The sequence below is a fragment of the Bacillus multifaciens genome, from assembly GCF_030756675.1.
Classification (GTDB): Bacteria; Bacillota; Bacilli; order Bacillales; family Bacillaceae_G; genus Bacillus_A; species Bacillus_A multifaciens.
Genome location: NZ_JAVBXD010000007.1, coordinates 123,839 through 144,298, shown reverse-complemented (window position 1 = coordinate 144,298; position 20,460 = coordinate 123,839). Strand labels below are relative to the sequence as shown.

At 36.4% G+C, this 20,460-nt stretch carries 17 protein-coding genes and 1 pseudogene; 7 read left to right on the top strand and 11 right to left on the bottom strand.

From position 1 onward, the window contains the following. Positions 1–42: 42 nt before the first annotated feature. Positions 43–1,272 (bottom strand): DUF438 domain-containing protein, encoded by a 1,230-nt coding sequence (locus Q9306_RS07400; RefSeq protein ID WP_306196832.1) that lies wholly within the window; start codon positions 1,270–1,272, stop codon positions 43–45. A 12-nt stretch (positions 1,273–1,284) separates the two neighbouring features. Then, on the bottom strand, positions 1,285–1,512 hold the full coding sequence (locus tag Q9306_RS07395) for a DUF1858 domain-containing protein (RefSeq protein ID WP_306196830.1): 228 nt from the start codon (positions 1,510–1,512) through the stop codon (positions 1,285–1,287). A gap of 86 nt (positions 1,513–1,598) precedes the next feature. On the opposite strand from Q9306_RS07395, the pseudogene Q9306_RS07390 reads away from it, so the two are divergent. The 6 genes and pseudogenes from Q9306_RS07390 to Q9306_RS07365 all read left to right on the top strand — a co-directional run. Continuing rightward, positions 1,599–1,763: pseudogene (locus Q9306_RS07390) on the top strand (radical SAM/SPASM domain-containing protein); the annotation flags it as partial. Positions 1,764–2,075: 312 nt separating this feature from the next. Further along, positions 2,076–2,915 (top strand): DnaD domain-containing protein, encoded by an 840-nt coding sequence (locus Q9306_RS07385; RefSeq protein WP_306196827.1) that lies wholly within the window; start codon positions 2,076–2,078, stop codon positions 2,913–2,915. Then, entirely contained in the window at positions 2,912–4,192 is a 1,281-nt protein-coding gene (gene dnaB, locus Q9306_RS07380) for a replicative DNA helicase (protein WP_306196823.1), read from the top strand. Before Q9306_RS07385 ends, dnaB begins: the two co-directional genes overlap by 4 nt. A gap of 323 nt (positions 4,193–4,515) precedes the next feature. Beyond that, on the top strand, positions 4,516–5,166 hold the full coding sequence (locus Q9306_RS07375) for an AmiS/UreI family transporter (protein WP_306196821.1): 651 nt from the start codon (positions 4,516–4,518) through the stop codon (positions 5,164–5,166). A 523-nt stretch (positions 5,167–5,689) separates the two neighbouring features. After that, positions 5,690–7,108 (top strand): AcpB/EbpR/MafR family transcriptional regulator, encoded by a 1,419-nt coding sequence (locus Q9306_RS07370; RefSeq protein ID WP_306196819.1) that lies wholly within the window; start codon positions 5,690–5,692, stop codon positions 7,106–7,108. A 457-nt stretch (positions 7,109–7,565) separates the two neighbouring features. Beyond that, the gene (locus Q9306_RS07365; protein WP_306196817.1) at positions 7,566–8,321 is read left to right on the top strand and encodes an SDR family oxidoreductase; all 756 of its coding nucleotides are present in this window, start codon (positions 7,566–7,568) and stop codon (positions 8,319–8,321) included. 185 nt (positions 8,322–8,506) lie between these two features. Here the strand turns inward: Q9306_RS07365 and Q9306_RS07360 are convergent, their stop codons facing one another. After that, positions 8,507–9,136: a hypothetical protein gene (locus Q9306_RS07360; RefSeq protein ID WP_306196815.1), complete on the bottom strand. Its 630-nt coding sequence runs from the start codon at positions 9,134–9,136 to the stop codon at positions 8,507–8,509. 501 nt (positions 9,137–9,637) lie between these two features. On the opposite strand from Q9306_RS07360, the gene Q9306_RS07355 reads away from it, so the two are divergent. After that, positions 9,638–11,356: a methyl-accepting chemotaxis protein gene (locus Q9306_RS07355; protein ID WP_306196813.1), complete on the top strand. Its 1,719-nt coding sequence runs from the start codon at positions 9,638–9,640 to the stop codon at positions 11,354–11,356. A 279-nt stretch (positions 11,357–11,635) separates the two neighbouring features. Here Q9306_RS07355 and Q9306_RS07350 read toward each other — a convergent pair whose 3' ends face one another. The 8 genes from Q9306_RS07350 to manA form a co-directional block, all read right to left on the bottom strand. Further along, positions 11,636–12,967 carry an MFS transporter gene (locus Q9306_RS07350; RefSeq protein ID WP_306196811.1) on the bottom strand — a complete coding sequence of 444 codons (1,332 nt, stop codon included), beginning with the start codon at positions 12,965–12,967 and terminating at the stop codon, positions 11,636–11,638. A 19-nt stretch (positions 12,968–12,986) separates the two neighbouring features. Beyond that, on the bottom strand, positions 12,987–14,021 hold the full coding sequence (locus Q9306_RS07345) for an ABC transporter substrate-binding protein (RefSeq protein WP_306196809.1): 1,035 nt from the start codon (positions 14,019–14,021) through the stop codon (positions 12,987–12,989). After that, entirely contained in the window at positions 14,018–14,800 is a 783-nt protein-coding gene (locus Q9306_RS07340) for a DUF3919 family protein (protein WP_306196807.1), read from the bottom strand. Before Q9306_RS07340 ends, Q9306_RS07345 begins: the two co-directional genes overlap by 4 nt. 66 nt (positions 14,801–14,866) lie before the next feature. After that, positions 14,867–16,297, bottom strand: a complete 1,431-nt coding sequence (locus tag Q9306_RS07335) for a sensor histidine kinase (RefSeq protein ID WP_306196805.1) — start codon at positions 16,295–16,297, stop codon at positions 14,867–14,869. Positions 16,298–16,307: 10 nt separating this feature from the next. Continuing rightward, entirely contained in the window at positions 16,308–16,976 is a 669-nt protein-coding gene (locus tag Q9306_RS07330; protein ID WP_306196803.1) for a response regulator transcription factor, read from the bottom strand. Between the two features lie 576 nt (positions 16,977–17,552). Continuing rightward, positions 17,553–18,377 carry an SGNH/GDSL hydrolase family protein gene (locus Q9306_RS07325; protein ID WP_306196800.1) on the bottom strand — a complete coding sequence of 275 codons (825 nt, stop codon included), beginning with the start codon at positions 18,375–18,377 and terminating at the stop codon, positions 17,553–17,555. A 100-nt stretch (positions 18,378–18,477) separates the two neighbouring features. Beyond that, on the bottom strand, positions 18,478–19,395 hold the full coding sequence (gene tagU / locus Q9306_RS07320) for a polyisoprenyl-teichoic acid--peptidoglycan teichoic acid transferase TagU (RefSeq protein WP_306196798.1): 918 nt from the start codon (positions 19,393–19,395) through the stop codon (positions 18,478–18,480). Between the two features lie 119 nt (positions 19,396–19,514). Next, entirely contained in the window at positions 19,515–20,459 is a 945-nt protein-coding gene (gene manA, locus Q9306_RS07315) for a mannose-6-phosphate isomerase, class I (protein ID WP_306196796.1), read from the bottom strand. Position 20,460: the final 1 nt, after the last annotated feature.

Below are 20,460 nucleotides of genomic sequence, written 5' to 3'. Positions count from 1 at the left end.
TCCATAAAAGTTCGATTGATGAGGGCTGATAAGAGTTTCACTTTATGAGAGAATGCGTTTTTCCCCTTGGATTTCTTGAATTGGATTGATATTTTGTGTGAATTCAAGGGTGCCCATGTATTCTCCATCTTCACTCCGTATAGCGAAATAGCGAATGTATACATATTTATCTTTGAACTTAATCCAGAAATCTTCACAATCTTTGTTTCCAGATTTAAAGTCTTCCAAGAGCTTTTCAACGACATGAACGCTTTTCGGAGGATGGCAGTTTTGAACTGTTCTGCCGATTATTGCTTTTGTGCGAGCAAAGATTCGCTCTTTTCCATGAGAGAAGTAGCGTACAACATCATCCTGATCAATGTACGTAATATCCACAGGCAAGTGGTTCAACATCATATCTAGTTGTTGTAAAGATAGTATGCCTGTTTCTAAACGAATGAATCCTTCAGACATAGCCTGGTCTTGCACCGCTTTTCTTTCAGGTTTCCATACACTCGCAGGACCTGTTAAGCAATAGCCAATTTCATCACTTTCATGAGCGATTTTAATCCATTCATCTTCCGTAAGAGTTTGAAGTGCCATTGGAAACAAAATGTTTTCCTCTTTAAAAATCATTTCAGTTACCTCACGGATGACAAAGTAAATGCCGTCTAAGACCGTCTTTTTATCTCCGTTATAGTTTGTTAATGTTTGTTTAACATCTTTAATGGCATTACGAATGACATCATCGATTCCCCACATTACTTGTGTTGGGCCGAAAATTCCATATTTCTCTAAATAAGGGAAAAGCAAATTTTCTTTACGACTGTAATGTTTATCTACATCCAACAACAGATTTAAATCTTCGATTAGTTTATAAACGTTTTCTTCACTATCTTCTTTCTCGAAACGTTCGTAGTGAAGTTGAAGTTTGAAGTTAACAAGCTTATCAATTTTTTTATTTTCAAGCTTAAATGTATGAACTGGATGCCCAGCTTGATCTTCGGGTTTATCAGATCGATGGATTTCTTCAATGGAACCTTTAAAAATAGCTGTATGCACCGAGCATAGACGTTGTACTTCTTCCACTGGAATTCCTTCTTCTTCCATGAGTGCCTGCTCAAGCTTTGAAATTTCCGCGACGGTAATATTCCCAACTGCTTCTTCAAATTGAGCCTTCACTTTTTCCACACTTTTTCCATTATGAAGATCTTTAATAATTTCCTTTAAGATAGCCTGTCTTTCAAATTTATTTATACTTTCTTGTTCACGATTGTTAATTATTTCGCTCATAAGAATTCTCCTTTATTCTTTAATGTTAAATCCATTATTTTTAAAAGTTTTTTTAACTACATCGAACGAAATTCCCTTCATCCGGCAGCCATTTGGAATAGTCATCACACGGCCGGCCGTGTTGAGCATTCCGGGTTTCGTTATTTGTTCAAAGCCTAGTTCTTTTAAGATAGGGATGATTTCAGGGTATTTGTTAGCCAAATCACAAACGGTTTGACTAAAATCAATTATCTTTGTCATCACTCTCACCTCGGAAATAAATGATATTAATTCTCAAGAACAATGTAACATAGAGATAATGAATAAGAAGTGAGGAAAATCACACGCGTAACCCGGACAAGTATAAAGGAAAGTGTGGGATTTGTGAGTTCCGATATGTTTGCGGAGGATCGCGTTCTAGAGCTTTTGCCATGACTGGAGATTACATGGAAAGTGAACCTTTCTGTGTATATATTCCAAAAGCATTACGAAAACAGAAACAAAACGTATAAAAAATGGGACATGAGTACTTTTTACTCATGTCCCATTTTTTGAAAAAGCATATTGAAACCCTCTTAACAGCCCCTACCAAACCCCTACTAGGCCCCTTACAAGTAATAAATCATTAATAAAACAAAAGAACTACTACTACAAGAATTTTAAAAAATAAAAACAAAAAACTACTACTACAAGAATTTCAAAAAAACAAAAACAAAAAATACTACTACAAGAATTTCAAAAAAATTTAAAATTAAATTACCAAATTCCTTCTTTCCTCCTTATATATAGTAAGAAGCGGCATTTTAAAGACGGGAGGAATACATATGGCAGTATACCGAAATGTACAGGTGAATTTTTGGCAAGATGATTTCGTATTGGACTTAACGCCGGAGGAGCGCTATTTTTACATATATTTGCTGACTTGTTCGAAAACGACGCAGTGTGGTATTTATCCGTTGCCAAAACGTTTGGCGGAGATGGAAACAGGCTACAACCGGGAGACAGTTGATAAATTGCTGCAGCGGTTTATTGAATATGGAAAGATCTTATACGATGCGAAAACGAAGGAGTTATATATCCAAAATTGGCTTCGTTATAATCCGATTACAAGTCCGAACGTTGAGAAATGTGTCCTTCGTGAATTAAAGACTGTGAAAAGTAAACAATTTGTTCAGATGTTTCTTCAAAAATGTCTAGAGGAAGAGATGAACATTCCGCTGTTGTTAGCGCATTTCGGTATGCCAGCTGAAGAGTCTCAAGAAGAATATAAAATTTGTGAAGCAGATGAAAAAATAGATTCGGAAAGCAATGTATTCACGTTTTATGAACAAAACTTTGGCAGTTTGTCACCGTATACGGCAGAGGAACTGACTGCGTGGGTAGATGATTTGTCAGAGGAACTCGTCTTAAAGGCACTTCAAATTGCTCATGAAAACAATAAGCGTACGCTTGCTTATGTGAAGGGGATTTTGCGAGATTGGCACGGAAAGGGATATACGAAGGTGAGTGAAGTAGAGGAGGCGGCGGTGAAGTTTCGAAAGAAGGAATCGTCTCTTGTTCGGGAGACGGAGCAGTTTCTAGAGGAATGCGAAGAGTGGGAGAAAAATGTACCTTCTGAAGAAGAGTTGCAGAAGTTCTTAGCAGAGAAGGGGTGGTGTCCGTGAGTATTCAAAACGTCGAAGCGGAACAGACGGTATTAGGATCACTTCTCCTTGACGGGGAACTCATTAAAGAATGTAGGTTGACGGAGCACCACTTTTCTACGGCTTTGCATCAAGCGATATTTAAGGTAATACGGGAAGTGGAGGAAGACGGACAGCCGCTTGATCTTGTGACGCTCGTTTCGAAAATGGATCCTTCTTTTTTGGCGCAAATTGGCGGGATTGAGTACTTTGTCAACATTATCGAAAGCGTGCCGACGACTGCCAACTTCGCCTATTACGAGGGGCTTGTTCGGAGTGCCTGGAAAATGCGCCGGGCCGGAATGATGGGGCAAAGTATGTGTGAACGACTTCTAGCAGAGAAAGATGAAAAAGTAATCGGTGAAACAATTACAGCTCTTTGTGAACTAGAAGAGGTGGAGTGTACATTAGATTTTGATTTAAAGGATGCGTTAGTTGATTTATATGAAGAGCTTCATCAGGACGTAGAAGAACTTACTGGTATTGAGACGGGATTTTCTTCTTTAAATAAGATGACGTGCGGCTTGCAAGATGGCGAGTTTGTTGTGATTGGGGCACGGCCTTCCGTAGGGAAAACGGCGTTTGCTTTAAATATTGCCTTTCATGCGGCAAAATCAGGTGCAGCGGTTGGGTTGTTTTCTTTAGAGATGAGCGATAAGCAACTGTTAAAACGGATGGTTTCCTGTACCGGCGGAGTATCAGGAAAAAGGCTAAAAAATCCGAAGAACCGTTTTACAATCGAAGACTGGGAAAAAACAAGCCAGGCATTTGCGGAAATTGGGGATTTGCCGCTAGAGATTTACGATAAAGCAGGCGTGACAACGCAAGAAATTTGGGTGCAAGTTCGCAAGTTAAAACGAAAGCATCCGAATAAAAAGCTGCTCGTCATCATTGATTACTTACAGCTCATTACAGGCGATTCAAAATATAGAGGAAATAGGTTTCAAGAAATGAGTGAAATCTCCCGCAAACTGAAATTGCTCGCTCGTGATTTAAATGTGTGCGTCGTAGCACTGTCGCAGCTATCTCGTGCGGTTGAGTCGCGAAACGATAAGCGCCCGCTTTTGTCTGACTTAAGAGAGACAGGGCAGATTGAACAAGATGCCGATATCATTATGCTCATGTACCGGGAGGATTATTATGATCTGGAAACAGAGTATAAAGATGTGACAGAAATTCATGTGGCGAAGCATCGGAACGGGCCTGTTGGGGTTGTGAAGCTAAGGTTTTTGAAGGAGTATGGACGGTTTGTGGAGTGATGTATTGATTGAAAGAACACAAAGTTATGGGTATGCGCTGATTTTGGTCGTTTAAATTTTACTATTTTTTGTATTATTTACTTTTGTATTGAATGCTGTTACTATATTGATATCGTTTTCATAACGTAATGCATATTTTTTGGAAGCGCTTAATTGGAAATTTATATACGGCCTGTTGTAAATTTTTCTAAATACAAGCAGTTCCTCTCACATGTTATTGGAGAAGAGGAATTGCTTTTTATTGTTAAAACTATGAAAAAATGAATGTATGATGTGAGGAGGTATCGTTGTGAAAAACAGTATTGTTTTTCACAAGAATATATATGGGTAATGTTGGATTATTGCTTTCTGGTGCAGCGCTCTTTTTAAATAGCCTTGTGATGCTAGGAAAAGCGGACGAAAAGAGTGCAGGTGTTTTTAATATATTTGTAGGTATATTGCAAATTATGATTCCTTTCTATTTAATTGTAGTATCTGATCAAAGTAATTGGACAGTCTATTTATATGCAGCTACTTTTTTATTTGGTTTAACTTATTTATATGTAGGAGTTACTTTCATTGCAGGGTTGAAGGGTGATGGATTAGGCTGGTTTTCTCTTTGGGTAGCGATTATTGCACTATTCTACATGATTGTAGCTATTATGCATTTTCATGATATCGTTAATGCGTTAACTTGGTTGATGTGGGCATTTCTATGGTTCTTATTTTTTATTTCGAATGCACAGAAAAAGAACATCAATCATTATATTGGAAAAATAGCTTTTGTACAGTCATGGGTTACACTAACTTGCCCTGCTCTTCTTTCCCTTATAGGTGTATGGGAAACTTCTTATGTATATAATTTATGGATATGTATATCTATTCTTTCGATTATATATTTCTGTGTTTGTACGTTTAAGCTAAAAGGAAATGTAAATACTGTTCATAACAATATGGATACGCACACCATTGAAAAGTTTGGAAATACGAAGTGAAGTGAATTTATCAATTATTTGAAAAAACGCGATCAATTCCTAAATAATTATTAGAAATTGATCGCGTTTTTTATTATGAATGTAGTGCCTTCAATTCCATTATATAATATAGCTCCAACATAAAAAGCCACGATACCCTTAATAGAGTAACATGGCTTTTTATGTTGTTTGATTAGATGACGTGTTTCGAACCAAACAAGTATACATGTTATAACATTACGAATAGAAAAGTTGGTCAAATAACTCTTCTGATATAAGGATATCACTTCATAAAATGTGTAAAATTAGTATTTTTTCCTTTAATAACTGAAAAAAAAGTGCGTTTTCCTTATTTGATTTGTGGGCGTAGTGTTTATAGTATGCTGAGTGGCAGAAAAGTCTACAAAAGGCCAGAAAATACCATAATATGTTATGGGGAAATTATCAACAATTCATAAAAAATCCTAATAACTAGCATGTATTAACAATGTTGATTTATAATTAATGTTTACATTTTAGGTGGTTTATAAGGAAAGGCAAATGTATGCATAATTTTATTTGTAGTTTAATAGATGATAAAGCAATAAAAAGACAAATTGCGATACTCGAATCTTTAAATAATGAGAAAAAATTCGTATCGTCTCAAAAGCTTGCAGATCAGTTGCAGTGCTCGACACGAACAATTAGGAATGATATTTCACAATTAAGAAAGCAATTGCCTGAGAACTGGGGAATTATTAGTGTGAAAACGAGAGGATACATTTTAATCAAACCGGTGGAAGAGTCGGTATTATCTGTGATTGATTCTTATTTGACAGAAAGTACTCTTTATAGGGTGATGTTAGAAATCTTTCATAATAAGTATTACACATTAGAAAAATGGTCTCAAATTTTATATATGAATAAGTTAACTTTGAGAACCCATTTAAAAGATTATAATAAAATGTTAAATAAAAGCGGGTTAAATATTAAATTCAGGGATCTTCAACTAGAAGGAGATGAAATCAATATAAGATATTATTATATTGCTTTCTTTTACTTTACCCAACAATTTTCAGATCAACCTTTCATACCGATTGAATTAAGAAAAAAAGTGTTAGCGATTCTCTATCACAGCGAAGTTCCTATGGATATTTTATTATTACGCAGTATTGTGTTTGTTTTTATTAATCGATTTTTTAATAGACATTGTGTATCGAAAGAGATAACATGCATGCCTATCTATAGCGACAAGCAATTAAAGTGCCTCAATGAAATCATTACAGAAATTGAGAATTATTATAAAATCGATTTTTCAAAGTATGAAAGAGATGCCCTGCATTTATTTTTATTTTTTGGATTAATAAACACAGGTTCACAGGGAAAGGTAACGATTGAATATGTAAGGGAATATAATCAGGAGATTTATAAAAAGTTCATGAATTTCATTGATACTCTTTTAATAGGCAATCCATTATCGAGTGAACTAAAGGGAAAATTAACAGTGGAAGTCATTCCATATTTTTATAAGGTATGTATCTCCAGAGAGCTTAATTTCTCAATTAGTCATATTTTTGATCCGATCCATTGTTCGGACAGTATATTATTACGAAATTATAAGGAAAATGTATCTCTCATTTCCCGTTGGAATGAAACAAACAATGATAAACAATTTACGAAAGATGAAATAAAATATATCGCCTCTCATGCAACTGCCATTCTTAACTCCATCTGTAATGAAATCAACATTGTGCTTGTACTTTCTGGGACTACCGTTGAAAAAAATCTTATTTATAGGAAGTTAAAACAAAGCTTAGGGGAAAATGTAAATATAGATAGGATACCAAATTATAATATGAAATATGATTTTATTATTAGTAACTGCCAATTATCAGATACAAGGGCACCTGTCATTTATATTTCTTACATGTTGACTGCGAATGAAATTGATTCTATTAAAAATCGGATTTTTGATTTGGATTGAAGATAGACGTAGCCCCCTTGATAAACAAACATAGATTCAGCTTATTACTGGAATTCGCTTTGCGACGGATAAATTCCTATGCAAAGCGAGTAAAGGAGTAAGTATGGAACGAGAGGTGATAGGCAACGATCGGCACATTCATAAATCAATAGATTGCTTATTACTAGCAATAAAAGTATAATAATGGTAGAGATGTAATGAAAGGGGAATTGAGATTCTACATGTGGCAAATCTTGTAATGATTACGAAATGAAATGAATAGAATACTTGTCCTATAACTATCAAGGGTGAAGTATGTCTATTTATTGAAGATAATCATACAAGGGATGCATGGTGTGGAGTGATCGTTCCATTTACTAGGCGGATACCTGTGTGTATCGGCTTTTATTTGTGATGAGAGTAATACATCTCTATTTACACATATCATCGTGTCCCTATTTATTAGGGGGAATAGAAAATGACGAATGTACAAAATAAAGTTGCTCTTATAACAGGGGTAAGTAGTCCAAGAGGGATTGGCGCGGCTATATGCCGTGAATTGGCTTCTCAAGGTATCGATATTTTCTTTACGCATTGGCAGTCTGAGGCTAGTTGGCCAGAGACATTTCAAAAAGAGATGTTGGAATGCGGCGTTCGCTGTGACGGTTTAGAAATTGACCTATCAGATGCAAATGCTGCATTTACAATCATGGAGACTGTTTCAAAGCGGCTTGGTTCTCTGTCGATTTTAGTGAATAACGCAGCATATTCAACAAGTGATGGATATGCTGCGTTAGATGCTCATATACTTGATAACCATTATACAGTGAATATGAGAGCAACTTTTCTTCTTTGCGTGGAATTTGCTCGTCGTTATGAGAAATCGAATAGCGATGGCGGAAGAATTATTAATATGACATCCGGGCAAGAATTAGGACCGATGATTGGGGAATTAGCATACGCTGCAACGAAGGGAGCGATTACCGCTTTTACAAAGTCGTTATCGGCAGAGCTTGCTCCTTTAGGAATTACAGTTAACGCGGTAAACCCAGGACCAACGGATTCAACTTGGATGAATGATGAAATTAGAAAACACCTTTTGCCTAAATTTTTAATGGGCCGCATCGGTATGCCGGAAGATGCAGCACGCATCGTGGCATTTCTTGCGAGTGACGATGCGAAGTGGATTACGGGGCAAGTGATGAACTCAGAAGGTGGATTTTTGCGAAATTAAATGAAGTAGTAGTTGATTATATAATAAAAGAAACCTGTATCGTGAAATTACTGAGTAATTCTTGATACAGGTTTTCTTTTTATAAGTAGGTTGTTATAAGGTTCACTATTTGTTTACGAATAATAAAGGTGTTTTTAAAACTTCTTTATTTGATCAATTGGAATCTTTCATTATTATTATTATTATCATGGATTCTTCGTGATTTGAATTGCTGAAGCTCTATCATTCCAAAACGCATCCATATTAGCAGTTTTACCATACCACTCATAATGTCTAAACAAGACTCCTTGGCCATATCCTTGAGATGAAGTATGCTCCCATAGTGTCGTTGCATAGCTTGCAGAAGGTGACGCCGTACTTAAGGAGGAAATTCTGTCATTCCAGCTAGAAGATAAGTTTGTAAATCCACTGCTCCAATAAATATACTGTCCACCTTTATTGCTATGCTCATAGAAATCGGTACTTCCAGGACCGCTTCCTAGAGGCTTTATTACATTTTCATGTTGAGGCGGTGTTACATTTTTAAAGCTTTTCTTATCTTTTTCAATAAAAGCATCCAAGGCTTCTTTGCTCGTAAAACCGTAAGCTAACCAATCTCCCTTGTCATTCTGTTTAGGTAAAACTATAGTTACTTTTATGTCTTTGTTAGATTGGTTATTCACTTTGGCCAAAGTGCCCACATTCTGTTCATCTACAGATAAATACTCGAACGATTTAATCGTATAATCTTTTTCTGCACTTGCTGATATTGTTCCCAATCCTCCAGTTAATGCAAAACCAGCTGCTAATGCTCCTACTACTAACTTCTTGAACATACAACCATCTCCTCTTTGCTTGGATTTTTTTGGTACAACTAAAATGTATATTGTTTTTATAGTTTTGTAAATATTATGAATTTTTAGAAATAAAAAACAGAATATTTGTTGTTTTCTGTGTAATTTTTAGAAAAAATTACATTGAAGGCATTTTTTTATAACATTATAAAAGAAACCTGTATCGTGGAATTACTGAGTAATTCCGCGATACAGGTTTTTCTAGTAAGCTGTTTAATTTTCGATAAAATGTTCTTTCATGTAGCCTTCAATACTATTAATTGTTAGTATATCTTCAGATGATATATAAATCCAATTTATTTTTTTACATATAGATTGCTACTATGAAAAAAGGAACCTGCACTTGTTTGCTCTTTTTGGTTTTCCTGCCACATGCTATAAAAAAGCGGAAAATGTTTATAATTTTTCGCTTTTTTATTTTTTTTTACAATAATCTCTGTAATATAATATATAGATAAAACAAGAAAGGTGTGGTGTATTATAATGTTATTTTTCAGGAACCATAAAATTAGTACAAAATTGAATATATTAATGATTACGGCTAGTATTGCATGTATTCTCTTATCAATTATAGGATATAGAGGATTAATACATACAGGGACAGCTGCTAAAAGTATGTATGAAGACAGATTGCTTCCAATTTACTTGATAGAGTCTGTAGAATCTAATTTTCATTATAATAATAAAAACCTTGTAGAACTTATCGTCTCAAATAATGAAGATAGAACTAAACAAATACTATCTAAAATGGATAAAGTACGAAACGATAATAATCAATTACTAGAAAAATACGAGGCTAAAATCCATTCACAAGAAGAAAGACAATTATATGAAGATTTTCAAAAAAGCTACAATGAGTTGAATACAAAAATAGACAAAGCGAAAGACTTAGTAAAGAACAATAATCAAGCGGCTGCCTATGATTATTATGTAAGCGAAGTCGAGTCGACTAGGACAAAATCAAGTAAGAAAATTCAAGATCTCATTCAGTATAATGGTGATCAGGCAGAACAATTACAAAAAAACAATGCCAGCAGTGGGCAAACTATATTACTAATGTTTATTGTTATTTCAGTGGTATCGGTTGCAGTTATTATATTTATTGGATATATTATTAAATCTGCTATTCAACGTCCAATTACTTTATTGCAACAGGATATGAAAGAAGTAGCAAACGGAAATTTAGTCACACGTACTTCTTATCAAGCAAATGATGAATTAGGAAATATCGTTACTTCCTTTAATCATATGTTAGATAACTTGCAACAACTAATGGAAAAAATAAAGGTAACAGCACAAGAGGTTACTACCTCAACTGAAAGCATGTTGAAAAATACAAACCAAGCATCTCAAATCTCTAATGAAGCTATGCAAATAATTCATGAAGTGAACAAACAAATATTAGGACAAGTTACGAGTATTCAAGAAAGTTCAATCGCAATGAATGACGTAGCAGACGGAGTTCAAACAGTAGCTGAATCTGCATCAACCGTTGCGGAAGTATCTGTTGCTACAACAAATCGTATCGACAGTGGAAGTAAAGTAATCAAACAATCTATTACGCAAATGAATAATGTTCATAAAGTTGTTGAAGAAACATCTACAGTGATCGAACGTCTAGTTATGCGTACGCAAGAGATCGATAAAGCATTAAATGCCATTACAAATATAGCAGACCAAACAAATCTGCTTGCCTTAAATGCAGCAATTGAGGCAGCACGCGCAGGGGACAATGGAAAAGGGTTTGCAGTTGTTGCAGCTGAAGTGAGAGACTTAGCTGAACAATCTAAGCGATCTGCAAATGAAATTAATAATTTAATTAAATCCATCCAGCAAGACACGAAAGATACCGTTCGAATTATGAAAAAAGGGCAAGAAGAAGCAAAACAAGGAAGCAATGCTGCTAATGAAGCAGACCAAGCATTTTCAACAATCATGACAGACGTTCATAAGATAGCACAGCAAATTCAAGAAGTATCAGCTACAACAGAAGAAATGGCTGCTGGGACAGAAGAAATTAACGCTTCATTATCAGCAGTATCCGAAACTTCTACAAAAGTAGAAAACGATACGAATGTGACTGTACAAGCAATTCAAACACAGGCATCATCCATTACTGAAATAACGAATCAATCTATGCAAGTTAAGAAACAAATTGAAGATTTAGAAGGATTGCTTTCGCAATTTAAAATTAAAGAATAACTTATACAAGTTTAAAAATTAACCTAAAAGCCCCCTTCTTTTTAGGGGAGCGAAAGCATCTGGCCACGCATAGCGAGGTTTTAAACCAAAGAAGATAATCCCCTATATACAATAGGGAGTTATCTTCTTTTTCTTTTTCAGTATCCTCAGCGAGTTCAGGTCACTTTTCATTCTGCATAACAGCAACCTACGAGGGGGAATATACTTTAAACAAACGTTTGATTAAAAAAAGAGAACCTATCAATTGATGGATTCTCCTCTTTAAAACGATTAAGCAGTTTACTTCTTAGCCAACTTTCTCTCATGACCAAATTGAACCATGAATAAGAATACAGTAGATAAAATACCACCTGCTATTAATAGCATGAAACAGCCGTCCCAACCAGAGCGATCAACGATAACACCAATCACTGCGCTTGCAACAAAACTTCCGCCTAAATAACCGAACAAGCCGCACATACCAACTGTTGTACCTACTGCGAATTTTGGTACTAATTCCATTGCACTTAAACCGATTAAAAATTGTGGTACGTAAATTAAGCAACCAATAATCGAAACAGCCGCACTTACAACAAGTATGTTCGTTGCTTGCCAGTATACGATCGTTCCAATAACAACACCAGCCATACTAAACACACATAGCGGCATACGTTTTCCTTTAAATAACTTATCACTTAACACACCTACGATTAATGAACTTGGAATTGCCATTACTTCGAAAATAGAGAACGCTGCATGCGCTTCTGTTTTTGTAAATCCTTTAACCGTCGTTAAATAGATTGGTACCCAGTTAATAATGCCGAAACGAATTAAATATACAAATGCGTTCGCAATACATAAATACCAAATAAATTTGTTTTTCACTACATATTTCATCAAAATTTCTTTTGGTGACATTTTGTCGGCATTGTCTGCCTTCTCAAGATTTTCATAATCATTGCGATATTCATCAATTGGTGGAAGACCGACAGATTCTGGTGTATCTTTCGCATTGATCCACATAAGAACTGAAATGACCATCGCAATGATCGCTGGGAAGATAAACACAGCGGATTGCCAATGACTTTCACCGAAAATACCAATACCAATTCCAACAAGTGGTGCTACAAGCGTCGCACCAACATTATGTGAGATATTCCAAAGTCCTGTTTTTGTACCGCGCTCTTTCTTCGAGAACCACTTCGTCATTACCGTACTACAAGGAGGAGCTCCCATACCTTGGAAAATATTGTTGAATATTAATAATGTTAAAATCATGCCAAATGAAGACGCAAAACCAAGACAAATATTTACAATTGCTGATATGAATAAACCAACCGCAATAAAGCGCTGCGCATACGCTTTATCTGATAAATTTCCCATGAAGAACTTACTTAGTCCATATACAATCGCTGTAACGGAACCTAATAAACCATATTCCGTTGTAGTAAAACCAAATTCTTTTATTAAGTACGTACTAGATAACGTAAAGTTACTACGAACTAAATAATACGCTGCATATCCAACCGAAATTCCAAGTAACACACGAATACGTAGTATTGTGTATAATTTGTCAATCATATTCGCTGGCAAACGCTCAATTACTGGTGCAGGCTTAAGCCATTTAAACATATTATCTCTTCTCCTTTTTTCACTTTTGAGAGAGACGTTGTCTACTCCATAACTCGATGATTCCACTATCTGATACTGACCGATTCGTTCTTCCAACCGGCTGACTTTGCACTTCTTGCTGCCGCTCTGTAAGCATCGTTGGTACGCCAAACGAAACCCTTTCTAAAATATGCCCCGCTTCTTCTGATAAACAATAATCAATAAATAAATCCGCTATAATACCACTCGGTGCATGTTGTATTTTAGAAATCGCATTAACAGATAACCCTGTTTGCTTCGGTACCTTACTTACAATTGGAAAGCCTTGCTTTTGCAGCATACGCTGGTCTCCTAAGAAATTAATGCCGATGATCGCTTCACCGCTCGCAACATATTCCGCGGGCATATAACCATTAACCGTTACCTTTGCAACTTGTTTGGCAAGCCCGAGCACAAATTTGTCCGCTTCTTCTTCTCCAAACGTATCCAGTAATGATTGAAACAACGTATACGCTGTTCCTGATACATTCGGGTCAGGCATGACGATCTTCCCCGTATAAGCAGGATGTAATAAATCTTTCCACTCCGTGGGATACGAAAGTCCAAGCGGTTCTATTTCCTGTTTCCATCGCTCTTTATTAATAGCGATTGCCAGCTGCTCTACTTCATAGCCATACCAATAGTCATCTTGATCCTTTAAAGCTTTTGAAATGTTCTTGGCATGCTGACTTGTGACAGGAACCGAAATGTTCTTTCGCTTCATCGTTTGATGGGCATCAACTGTGCCCCCAATAATAACATCTGCTTTTGGATTATCAGCTTCCGCTTCTACTCTTCTTAACATCTCTTCTGTAGAAAGACGGATAAATTCATACGTACACCCGCGCGGCTTGCAAAAAGACGATAACAATGCCTCGCCAACCTCTTCACGCGCTGCTACATAAGCAACGAGATGACGGTCTTTTAAAATCGGAAGACCGCTTTTATCATATTTAATAGTGGTAGTATCTCGAGAGCAACTAGACATCGCTCCTCCAATGACTAGCAAAAGGAAGAAAAAGGCTATCTTTTTCATGAATGATTCTCCTTTACAAATAACGATGCTAGAGAGCCTTTCATATACATCACATTTCCATTATTGTCGCCGAGATATTGGACAACAAAATAATCTCTATATACAGAAATCGTCAGAATATCCTCACGGTTATTCTTTATTTGTTTTCCATTTTGATAGGCGGTTATATAAGCAATTGGATTTTTCTGCGCATACAGCAAATTTTGAATTTCTGCATAATCCGTAATTTGTTTCGCTTGCCGGATTCGCGTAAGTATTGGATCCAAATCAGCAGCATGCACATCCTCACCTTGCCGCACAACCACTTCCTTTGCATTCGCAAAGAAATCACTAATTCTCTCAGGCGTATAATATAAACTTAACAAATACGTTTGAAACGCGGAGATCATAGGATCTGTACCAGTTTGTCCGTATACATCTTCCTCATACTGAAACAAATCACCTACTGCGAACGTACGCTTATGTCCGTTCAAATACGTTATTTCTCCAGTAAATACTTTCTCTCCGGCATCTGCATGATTCTTTTCCATGCCAATTCGATCAAAAAATGAGATAATCGCATGCAGACGAACTTCGTCTGTGACAACGACCTCTCCCCACTTTTCGTACTTTACTCTTACTTCAGTAGGAACAGATTCATTTGCCCCTTTTAAAACAGCTTGCTTGTCATCTACGATTGTGACGCGGTTGTATAGATGTTCTTCAATGAAGTAAAACAAAAGGACAAAACACGTCATACAACAGACAAACAAGAGAACTTGAAATGATAGCCTTTTCATTTCTGCTTACCTCCAAGATAAAAAAACGTTGTTTCGAAAATACCGCATAAATGTTTCATAAATGTATCATTTAACCGCTTTCAAGTGTTTTATATCTTCCATATACCGCGGTAACAGAAATGTGATATACACCATCGTTCCCATATTCTCACTGCTTTCAATTCGCATACTCCCTCCTTGCTTACTCATAATCTCCTTACAAATAAACAAACCGTATCCGTTCCCGTAACTAGAAGATAACACCTTCCCATGAGAAGAACGATTCCATTCAGCAAGTACCTCTTCATCCATTCCAATTCCATCATCATAAATAAGCACCTTTGCTTCTTGTTCATTAATAACGGTACTTATTCTTAACTGCGAAGCATCGCTATATTTAATCGTATTATCAAATGCATTTAAGAAAATCTGCTTCGTCTTATCAAAATCGGCCACAACATATGTAGAATATAATTCATTCACAACCTTGATCTCATATTGCTGCAAGCGCGGCTTTACAATCGAAACAGCTTCATCCACCAACTCCTTTATATCCACAATCGTCGGTGAAACTTCAAACGTACTCGTTCCATACTTCGAAGATTGCAATAACTCCTCCACTAAAGAGAGTAATCGTTGACTCTCTACCGCAATATAATGAAGACTTTCCTTCACATCTCGCTCATATTGCAGTTTTGGAATTAAATCAACATAACCAATAATGGCAGTAAGCGGTGTTTTCAACTCATGCGTAATCCGGTCTAAGAAATCCTTCTGCTTCTCCTTCTCTTCTCTGAGTTGCGTCATATGCAGCTCAATTGCATCGGCCATCGCATTAAAAGAAGCTGACAACTGCGCAATTTCCACATACTCTGTTAGCTCAATTTTGCTTTTATAATCACCATTGGCAAGACGTTTTGCCATTTGTCTTAATTGATCAATCGGCTTATGAAGTGACCTCGCCAAACGAATCGCAAAGAAAATGCCCGTTGCCACTAAACAAATCGATGTCACGACAAATGTCCAGCTCACATTCATCAATACTTCCTTCTCATCACGCAGTTCATCTACAAACCGAATTGCCCCAATCACTTCATTTCCGTAATAAACAGGGCTTGAAAACAATAACAACGGAGCTGGATCACCATTTTCAACAACATAAGCCTTCTTCCCTTGGAGTGAACGCTCAATATCGACATTCCGATACAGAAGTGCTCCCTTTTGCGTATCCGCCACAACTTCTCCGTTCCTCCCAATCATCTGAACACGGACGTCCATCCGCTTTGCTAAATAAGAAGCAATCAATAACGAATTGGGCCCAAGCGTCTCCACTTCTGCTTCCTTCTCTAAATAATTCATCGTATAGATTTGGGCTTCCACACTTAACTTCTCAAGCGAACTTGCCGCATTCCGATACATACTCTTTTCAAGTGAAATATAAATCACCATATAAAGAAGAAACAAAATGGGAATCAATAATCCTACTATACCAAGCACCATATTTCGTTTTAACGACATCCAATCACCTTTAACAATCTAACTTATAGCCAACGCCATAAATTGTTTTAATACTCTCTCCGCTACTCTCAAGCTTCTTCCGCAGACGCTGCACCATAATATCAACCGCTCTCGTATTGCCGATATATTCAAAACCCCATACTTTCTCTAAGAGCTCATCTCTCATAAAGACACGCTGAGGATTCATCACAAACAACTGACATAAATTAAACTCGCGGTACGTCAAATGAATTTCTACTCCATTCACATGCAGCTTTCGTTCCTTTGGACAAATGACAAACTCCCCGGTCTGAATCACTTCATGATGAATCGTTTCCCTCTTCTGCACACGCCGCGTCATATTTTTCACACGCAACAGCAGCTCCGCATAATGAAAAGGCTTCGTCACATAATCATCAGCGCCGAGCTGCAGACCGAGCAACTTATCATTCATCTGACTCTTCGCCGTTAACATTAACACGGGAATATCACGATCCTTCTCGCGAAACAGCCGAAGAAGTTCATAACCATCTATATCAGGAAGCATCACATCTAAAATCAATACATCCGGCTTCTCTTCCCATCTTTGCAGCGCCTCATTTCCATTCGCCGCTGTAAGTACTTCATAGCCTTCCATCTCTAACTGCATCCGAATTAAATTACAAATGCTAGCTTCATCATCAACTACAAGTATTTTCATGGAGTTCCTCCTTTCAGAGCTATATAAATCCCAATTAAAAAACGTCATAAAACCATTCTTTTTCGGTGGGCGAGAGCATCTAGCCATGCATAGAAGCGGTCAGGGCCCTTTCCTGCCACATGCTCTGTTTTAAAACAAAGGGAGAAAGCGAGTAGCGGTCATGTTGTTTTCTGCATAGCCGCGGCTTATATGTCAAAAAATTAAAATGGATTTATATATATGACGACATAAAAACCTCTTTCTTTTTAGGGGGGACGAGAGCATCTGGCCGCGCGTAGAAGCGGTCAGGGCCTTTTCCTGCCACGTGCATAGTTTAAAGCAAAGGGAAAAAGCGAGTGCAGGCTCCATTCTTTCCCCATAGCCGCAATCTATATCCCGAAAAATTGAAATGAAATGAATTCATATATATATACAAATTGAAAAACCCTTTTCTTTCCACATGCAGGGTTTAACAGAAACTTATTTGTGATTTATATAGTATAACAAACATCAGAAACGAAAATAGAGGGAATTATCGACTATATATTGACGACAATTCCCTCTATTATATTCCCTAATCATTCTGCTAAACTATCATTATTTTGCAACGAAATAATTCGTCAAATACTGCGCCCAAAGCTCATGACCTTTCGCACTTGGGAAACCGAACTCATCTTGTAAATATGGTAAGATACTCTTCGTCGTTGGATCTGGCCATACTTCCCAATGATTAATATATGTATAACCGTTTTGCTCAGCAAGCTGCTTCAAAGCAGCAATCGCTTTCGGATAATTCTTTGCATTATACACTGGGTTTGGCGGTTGAATCATAATTACCGCATCCTTTGCACCTGCTTGTAATGATTTTACAAACTTTTGCGTATTTGCTACAGAATTACCGTTACCCGATTTACTATTATCTGTAACAAACGGCGGTTCAAATAAAATCACATCTGGCTTTGCATCTGCAATCTCTTTATCACGATTCTTCGCAATTAAATCATCTGTACTTTCATCTTTAAACTCTTTTACAGTAACATTCCAAAGCGATTCACCATAAGCCTGCTTCAAATTAGCAGTCAACTTTGCTGGCCAAGCATCAGCCGCTGAAGCTTGATCCCCAACAATCACAAGATTCACAGCCTTCTTATCAGCTGCTGCTTTTTTCAACTTTTCCTTTACCGCATCAGGTAAATTCTTTGCATATGCTTCATTAAAAGATCCCTTTGATTCCGGCTTTTTCTCTTCTGTCTTTGCACTTTGCTTTTGTGTACTTACTTCTTCCACTTTCGTCTCTTGCTTTGTCTCCCCCGCTTGCTGCGTTGCATTGGCAACTTTCTTATTCCAATACAACTTACCGCTCACAACAGAAGCAACAAACAACACAAAAACAAAGAGCACAAGTAATGCTTTTTTATTCATTCGTTCACCTCATCTGTTCTTCTCATACTACATATATATTAGTATAAAAGCATGTAAAAATAAACCCAACTACTGTAAGAGTAGTTGGGTTTGTGGAAAATTATTTCTTAGGTAACTCAAGATGCTCTCTTAATTTATTCGATAAATCTTTACGAGTTTGATCTGTTACAAAGTAGTACCAAATGCCATCTTCAGCCTTATGACCATTACCAGGAATTTGAATTTCTTCACTGTTTTTCATACAATCTTTATAATTCTTTTGAATATCAAACATTTGATCTTGCGTTAAGCTTGTCTTTACATTCTTTTGAATCGCTTGTAATACATCGCCGTAGTTCGCAAGTGAAGAAACATTTGCTCCTTTTTTAATTACAGCTTGAATGACTTGACGTTGACGCATTTGACGCCCGAAATCACCACGAGGATCTTCATAACGCATACGAGTATATTTTAAAGCTGTTTCACCATTTAAATGAATATTACCTTTTTCAAAATGTGTACCGTCTGATTTAAAATCTAAATCATTATAAACATCTACACCACCAACTGCATCTACAATATCCTTAAATCCAGCCATATTCACTTCAATATAATGGTCAACGGGAACATCAAGGAAGTTTTCTACTGTTTTCACAGACATGTTAATTCCGCCAAATGCATAAGCATGATTGATTTTGTCTTTCTTCCCTTTACCGATAATTTCTGTATACGAATCACGTGGAATACTTGTGATTTTCATTGATTTTGTTTTTGGATTTAAAGTAAATAACATTAAAGAATCGGAACGGCCAGTTTCATCTTTTCGTTGATCGCTACCCATTAATAAAATAGAAATGGGCTTTTGATCTGCGACATCTACTTTTTGTTCTCTCTTATCAGATTTATCGCGGTCTAACGGTTTATGGACTGCATCTAACGTATTTGATACATTAGAATAAATATGATACGCATAAGCTCCTCCAACAACTACTAATACGCCGAAAATACCTAGAATCCAAAATAAAATTTTCTTTTTCATATCTCATACCTTCTCCATCTACATTTATAGATATCATAATAAAAATCCACACTATCTTATTATATTACATCCAAGAGTATTATAAATAGAAGAAATTTTAACAAAATAAATTTTACATTCTATGCATGAGATACAATTGTAATTACATGTCCCTTTATAATAAAGTTCCCCATGTTAGAAGGTAAAATAAAATGATCCCCTTTTTTAATAAAAAATTCACCATCATCTGTTATTAATATGGCTTCACCCTCTATAACGCTCACTAATTGAAAATCTTTATTTTGTTGGAATGAAGCTTTTTTTTGAACCTCCCACTTATACACAGAAAAATACTCCCCTTGCACATAAGTCGTAATAATCGCTCCGTTTTCTTTCATGATTTGTGGAGTTACAAAATAATCTTGGTGCGGAATACCAATAACTTCAATAGCCTTCTCTAAATGCAGCGCTCGTTTTTCTCCATTTGTATCAATACGATCATAATCATACACCCGATATGTTGTATCTGAACTTTGCTGTGTCTCTAGTACAAGCGTTCCTTCACAAAGTGCATGGACAGTTCCGCTTGGTACATAAAAGAAATCTCCAGGGCAAATGGGAACTTTACGTAATAACTCATCCCATTTTCCTTCTTCAACCATTTGTTCAAACTCTATCTTTGTGTAAGCATGATGCCCATATACTAATTGCGCACCTTCCTTACAATCAATAATATACCAACACTCTGTTTTTCCTAGTCCGCCGCCTTCATATTTGTAAGAAAATTCATCATTTGGATGTACTTGAACAGATAAATCTCTATTTGCATCCAATATTTTTGTTAACAATGGGAATTTTTCAGATGGATGTTCTCCAAACAAATAACGCTTTTGCCTCCACAACTGTTCAAGCGTTATCCCTTTATATATCCCATCCCTCACAACACTTAAACCATTCGAATGAGCTGAAATCCCCCAACATTCTCCAATTGATTCGGAAGATAATTCATAATTAAATTGTTCTAATGATTTTCCTCCCCAGATTCGTTCTTGAAGAACAGGTTGTAAAAACAACGGTGATTTCATC

What these genes read in the sequence shown, in the direction of transcription:
- Q9306_RS07400 (WP_306196832.1), bottom strand. Translation starts at nt 1,272, where the DNA reads ATGAGCGAAATAATTAACAATCGTGAACAAGAAAGTATAAATAAATTT.
- Q9306_RS07395 (WP_306196830.1), bottom strand. Translation starts at nt 1,512, where the DNA reads ATGACAAAGATAATTGATTTTAGTCAAACCGTTTGTGATTTGGCTAAC.
- Q9306_RS07385 (WP_306196827.1), top strand. Translation starts at nt 2,076, where the DNA reads ATGGCAGTATACCGAAATGTACAGGTGAATTTTTGGCAAGATGATTTC.
- Q9306_RS07375 (WP_306196821.1), top strand. Translation starts at nt 4,516, where the DNA reads ATGGGTAATGTTGGATTATTGCTTTCTGGTGCAGCGCTCTTTTTAAAT.
- Q9306_RS07370 (WP_306196819.1), top strand. Translation starts at nt 5,690, where the DNA reads ATGCATAATTTTATTTGTAGTTTAATAGATGATAAAGCAATAAAAAGA.
- Q9306_RS07365 (WP_306196817.1), top strand. Translation starts at nt 7,566, where the DNA reads ATGACGAATGTACAAAATAAAGTTGCTCTTATAACAGGGGTAAGTAGT.
- Q9306_RS07360 (WP_306196815.1), bottom strand. Translation starts at nt 9,136, where the DNA reads ATGTTCAAGAAGTTAGTAGTAGGAGCATTAGCAGCTGGTTTTGCATTA.
- Q9306_RS07355 (WP_306196813.1), top strand. Translation starts at nt 9,638, where the DNA reads ATGTTATTTTTCAGGAACCATAAAATTAGTACAAAATTGAATATATTA.
- Q9306_RS07350 (WP_306196811.1), bottom strand. Translation starts at nt 12,967, where the DNA reads ATGTTTAAATGGCTTAAGCCTGCACCAGTAATTGAGCGTTTGCCAGCG.
- Q9306_RS07345 (WP_306196809.1), bottom strand. Translation starts at nt 14,021, where the DNA reads ATGAAAAAGATAGCCTTTTTCTTCCTTTTGCTAGTCATTGGAGGAGCG.
- Q9306_RS07340 (WP_306196807.1), bottom strand. Translation starts at nt 14,800, where the DNA reads ATGAAAAGGCTATCATTTCAAGTTCTCTTGTTTGTCTGTTGTATGACG.
- Q9306_RS07335 (WP_306196805.1), bottom strand. Translation starts at nt 16,297, where the DNA reads ATGTCGTTAAAACGAAATATGGTGCTTGGTATAGTAGGATTATTGATT.
- Q9306_RS07330 (WP_306196803.1), bottom strand. Translation starts at nt 16,976, where the DNA reads ATGAAAATACTTGTAGTTGATGATGAAGCTAGCATTTGTAATTTAATT.
- Q9306_RS07325 (WP_306196800.1), bottom strand. Translation starts at nt 18,377, where the DNA reads ATGAATAAAAAAGCATTACTTGTGCTCTTTGTTTTTGTGTTGTTTGTT.
- tagU (WP_306196798.1), bottom strand. Translation starts at nt 19,395, where the DNA reads ATGAAAAAGAAAATTTTATTTTGGATTCTAGGTATTTTCGGCGTATTA.
- manA (WP_306196796.1), bottom strand. Translation starts at nt 20,459, where the DNA reads ATGAAATCACCGTTGTTTTTACAACCTGTTCTTCAAGAACGAATCTGG.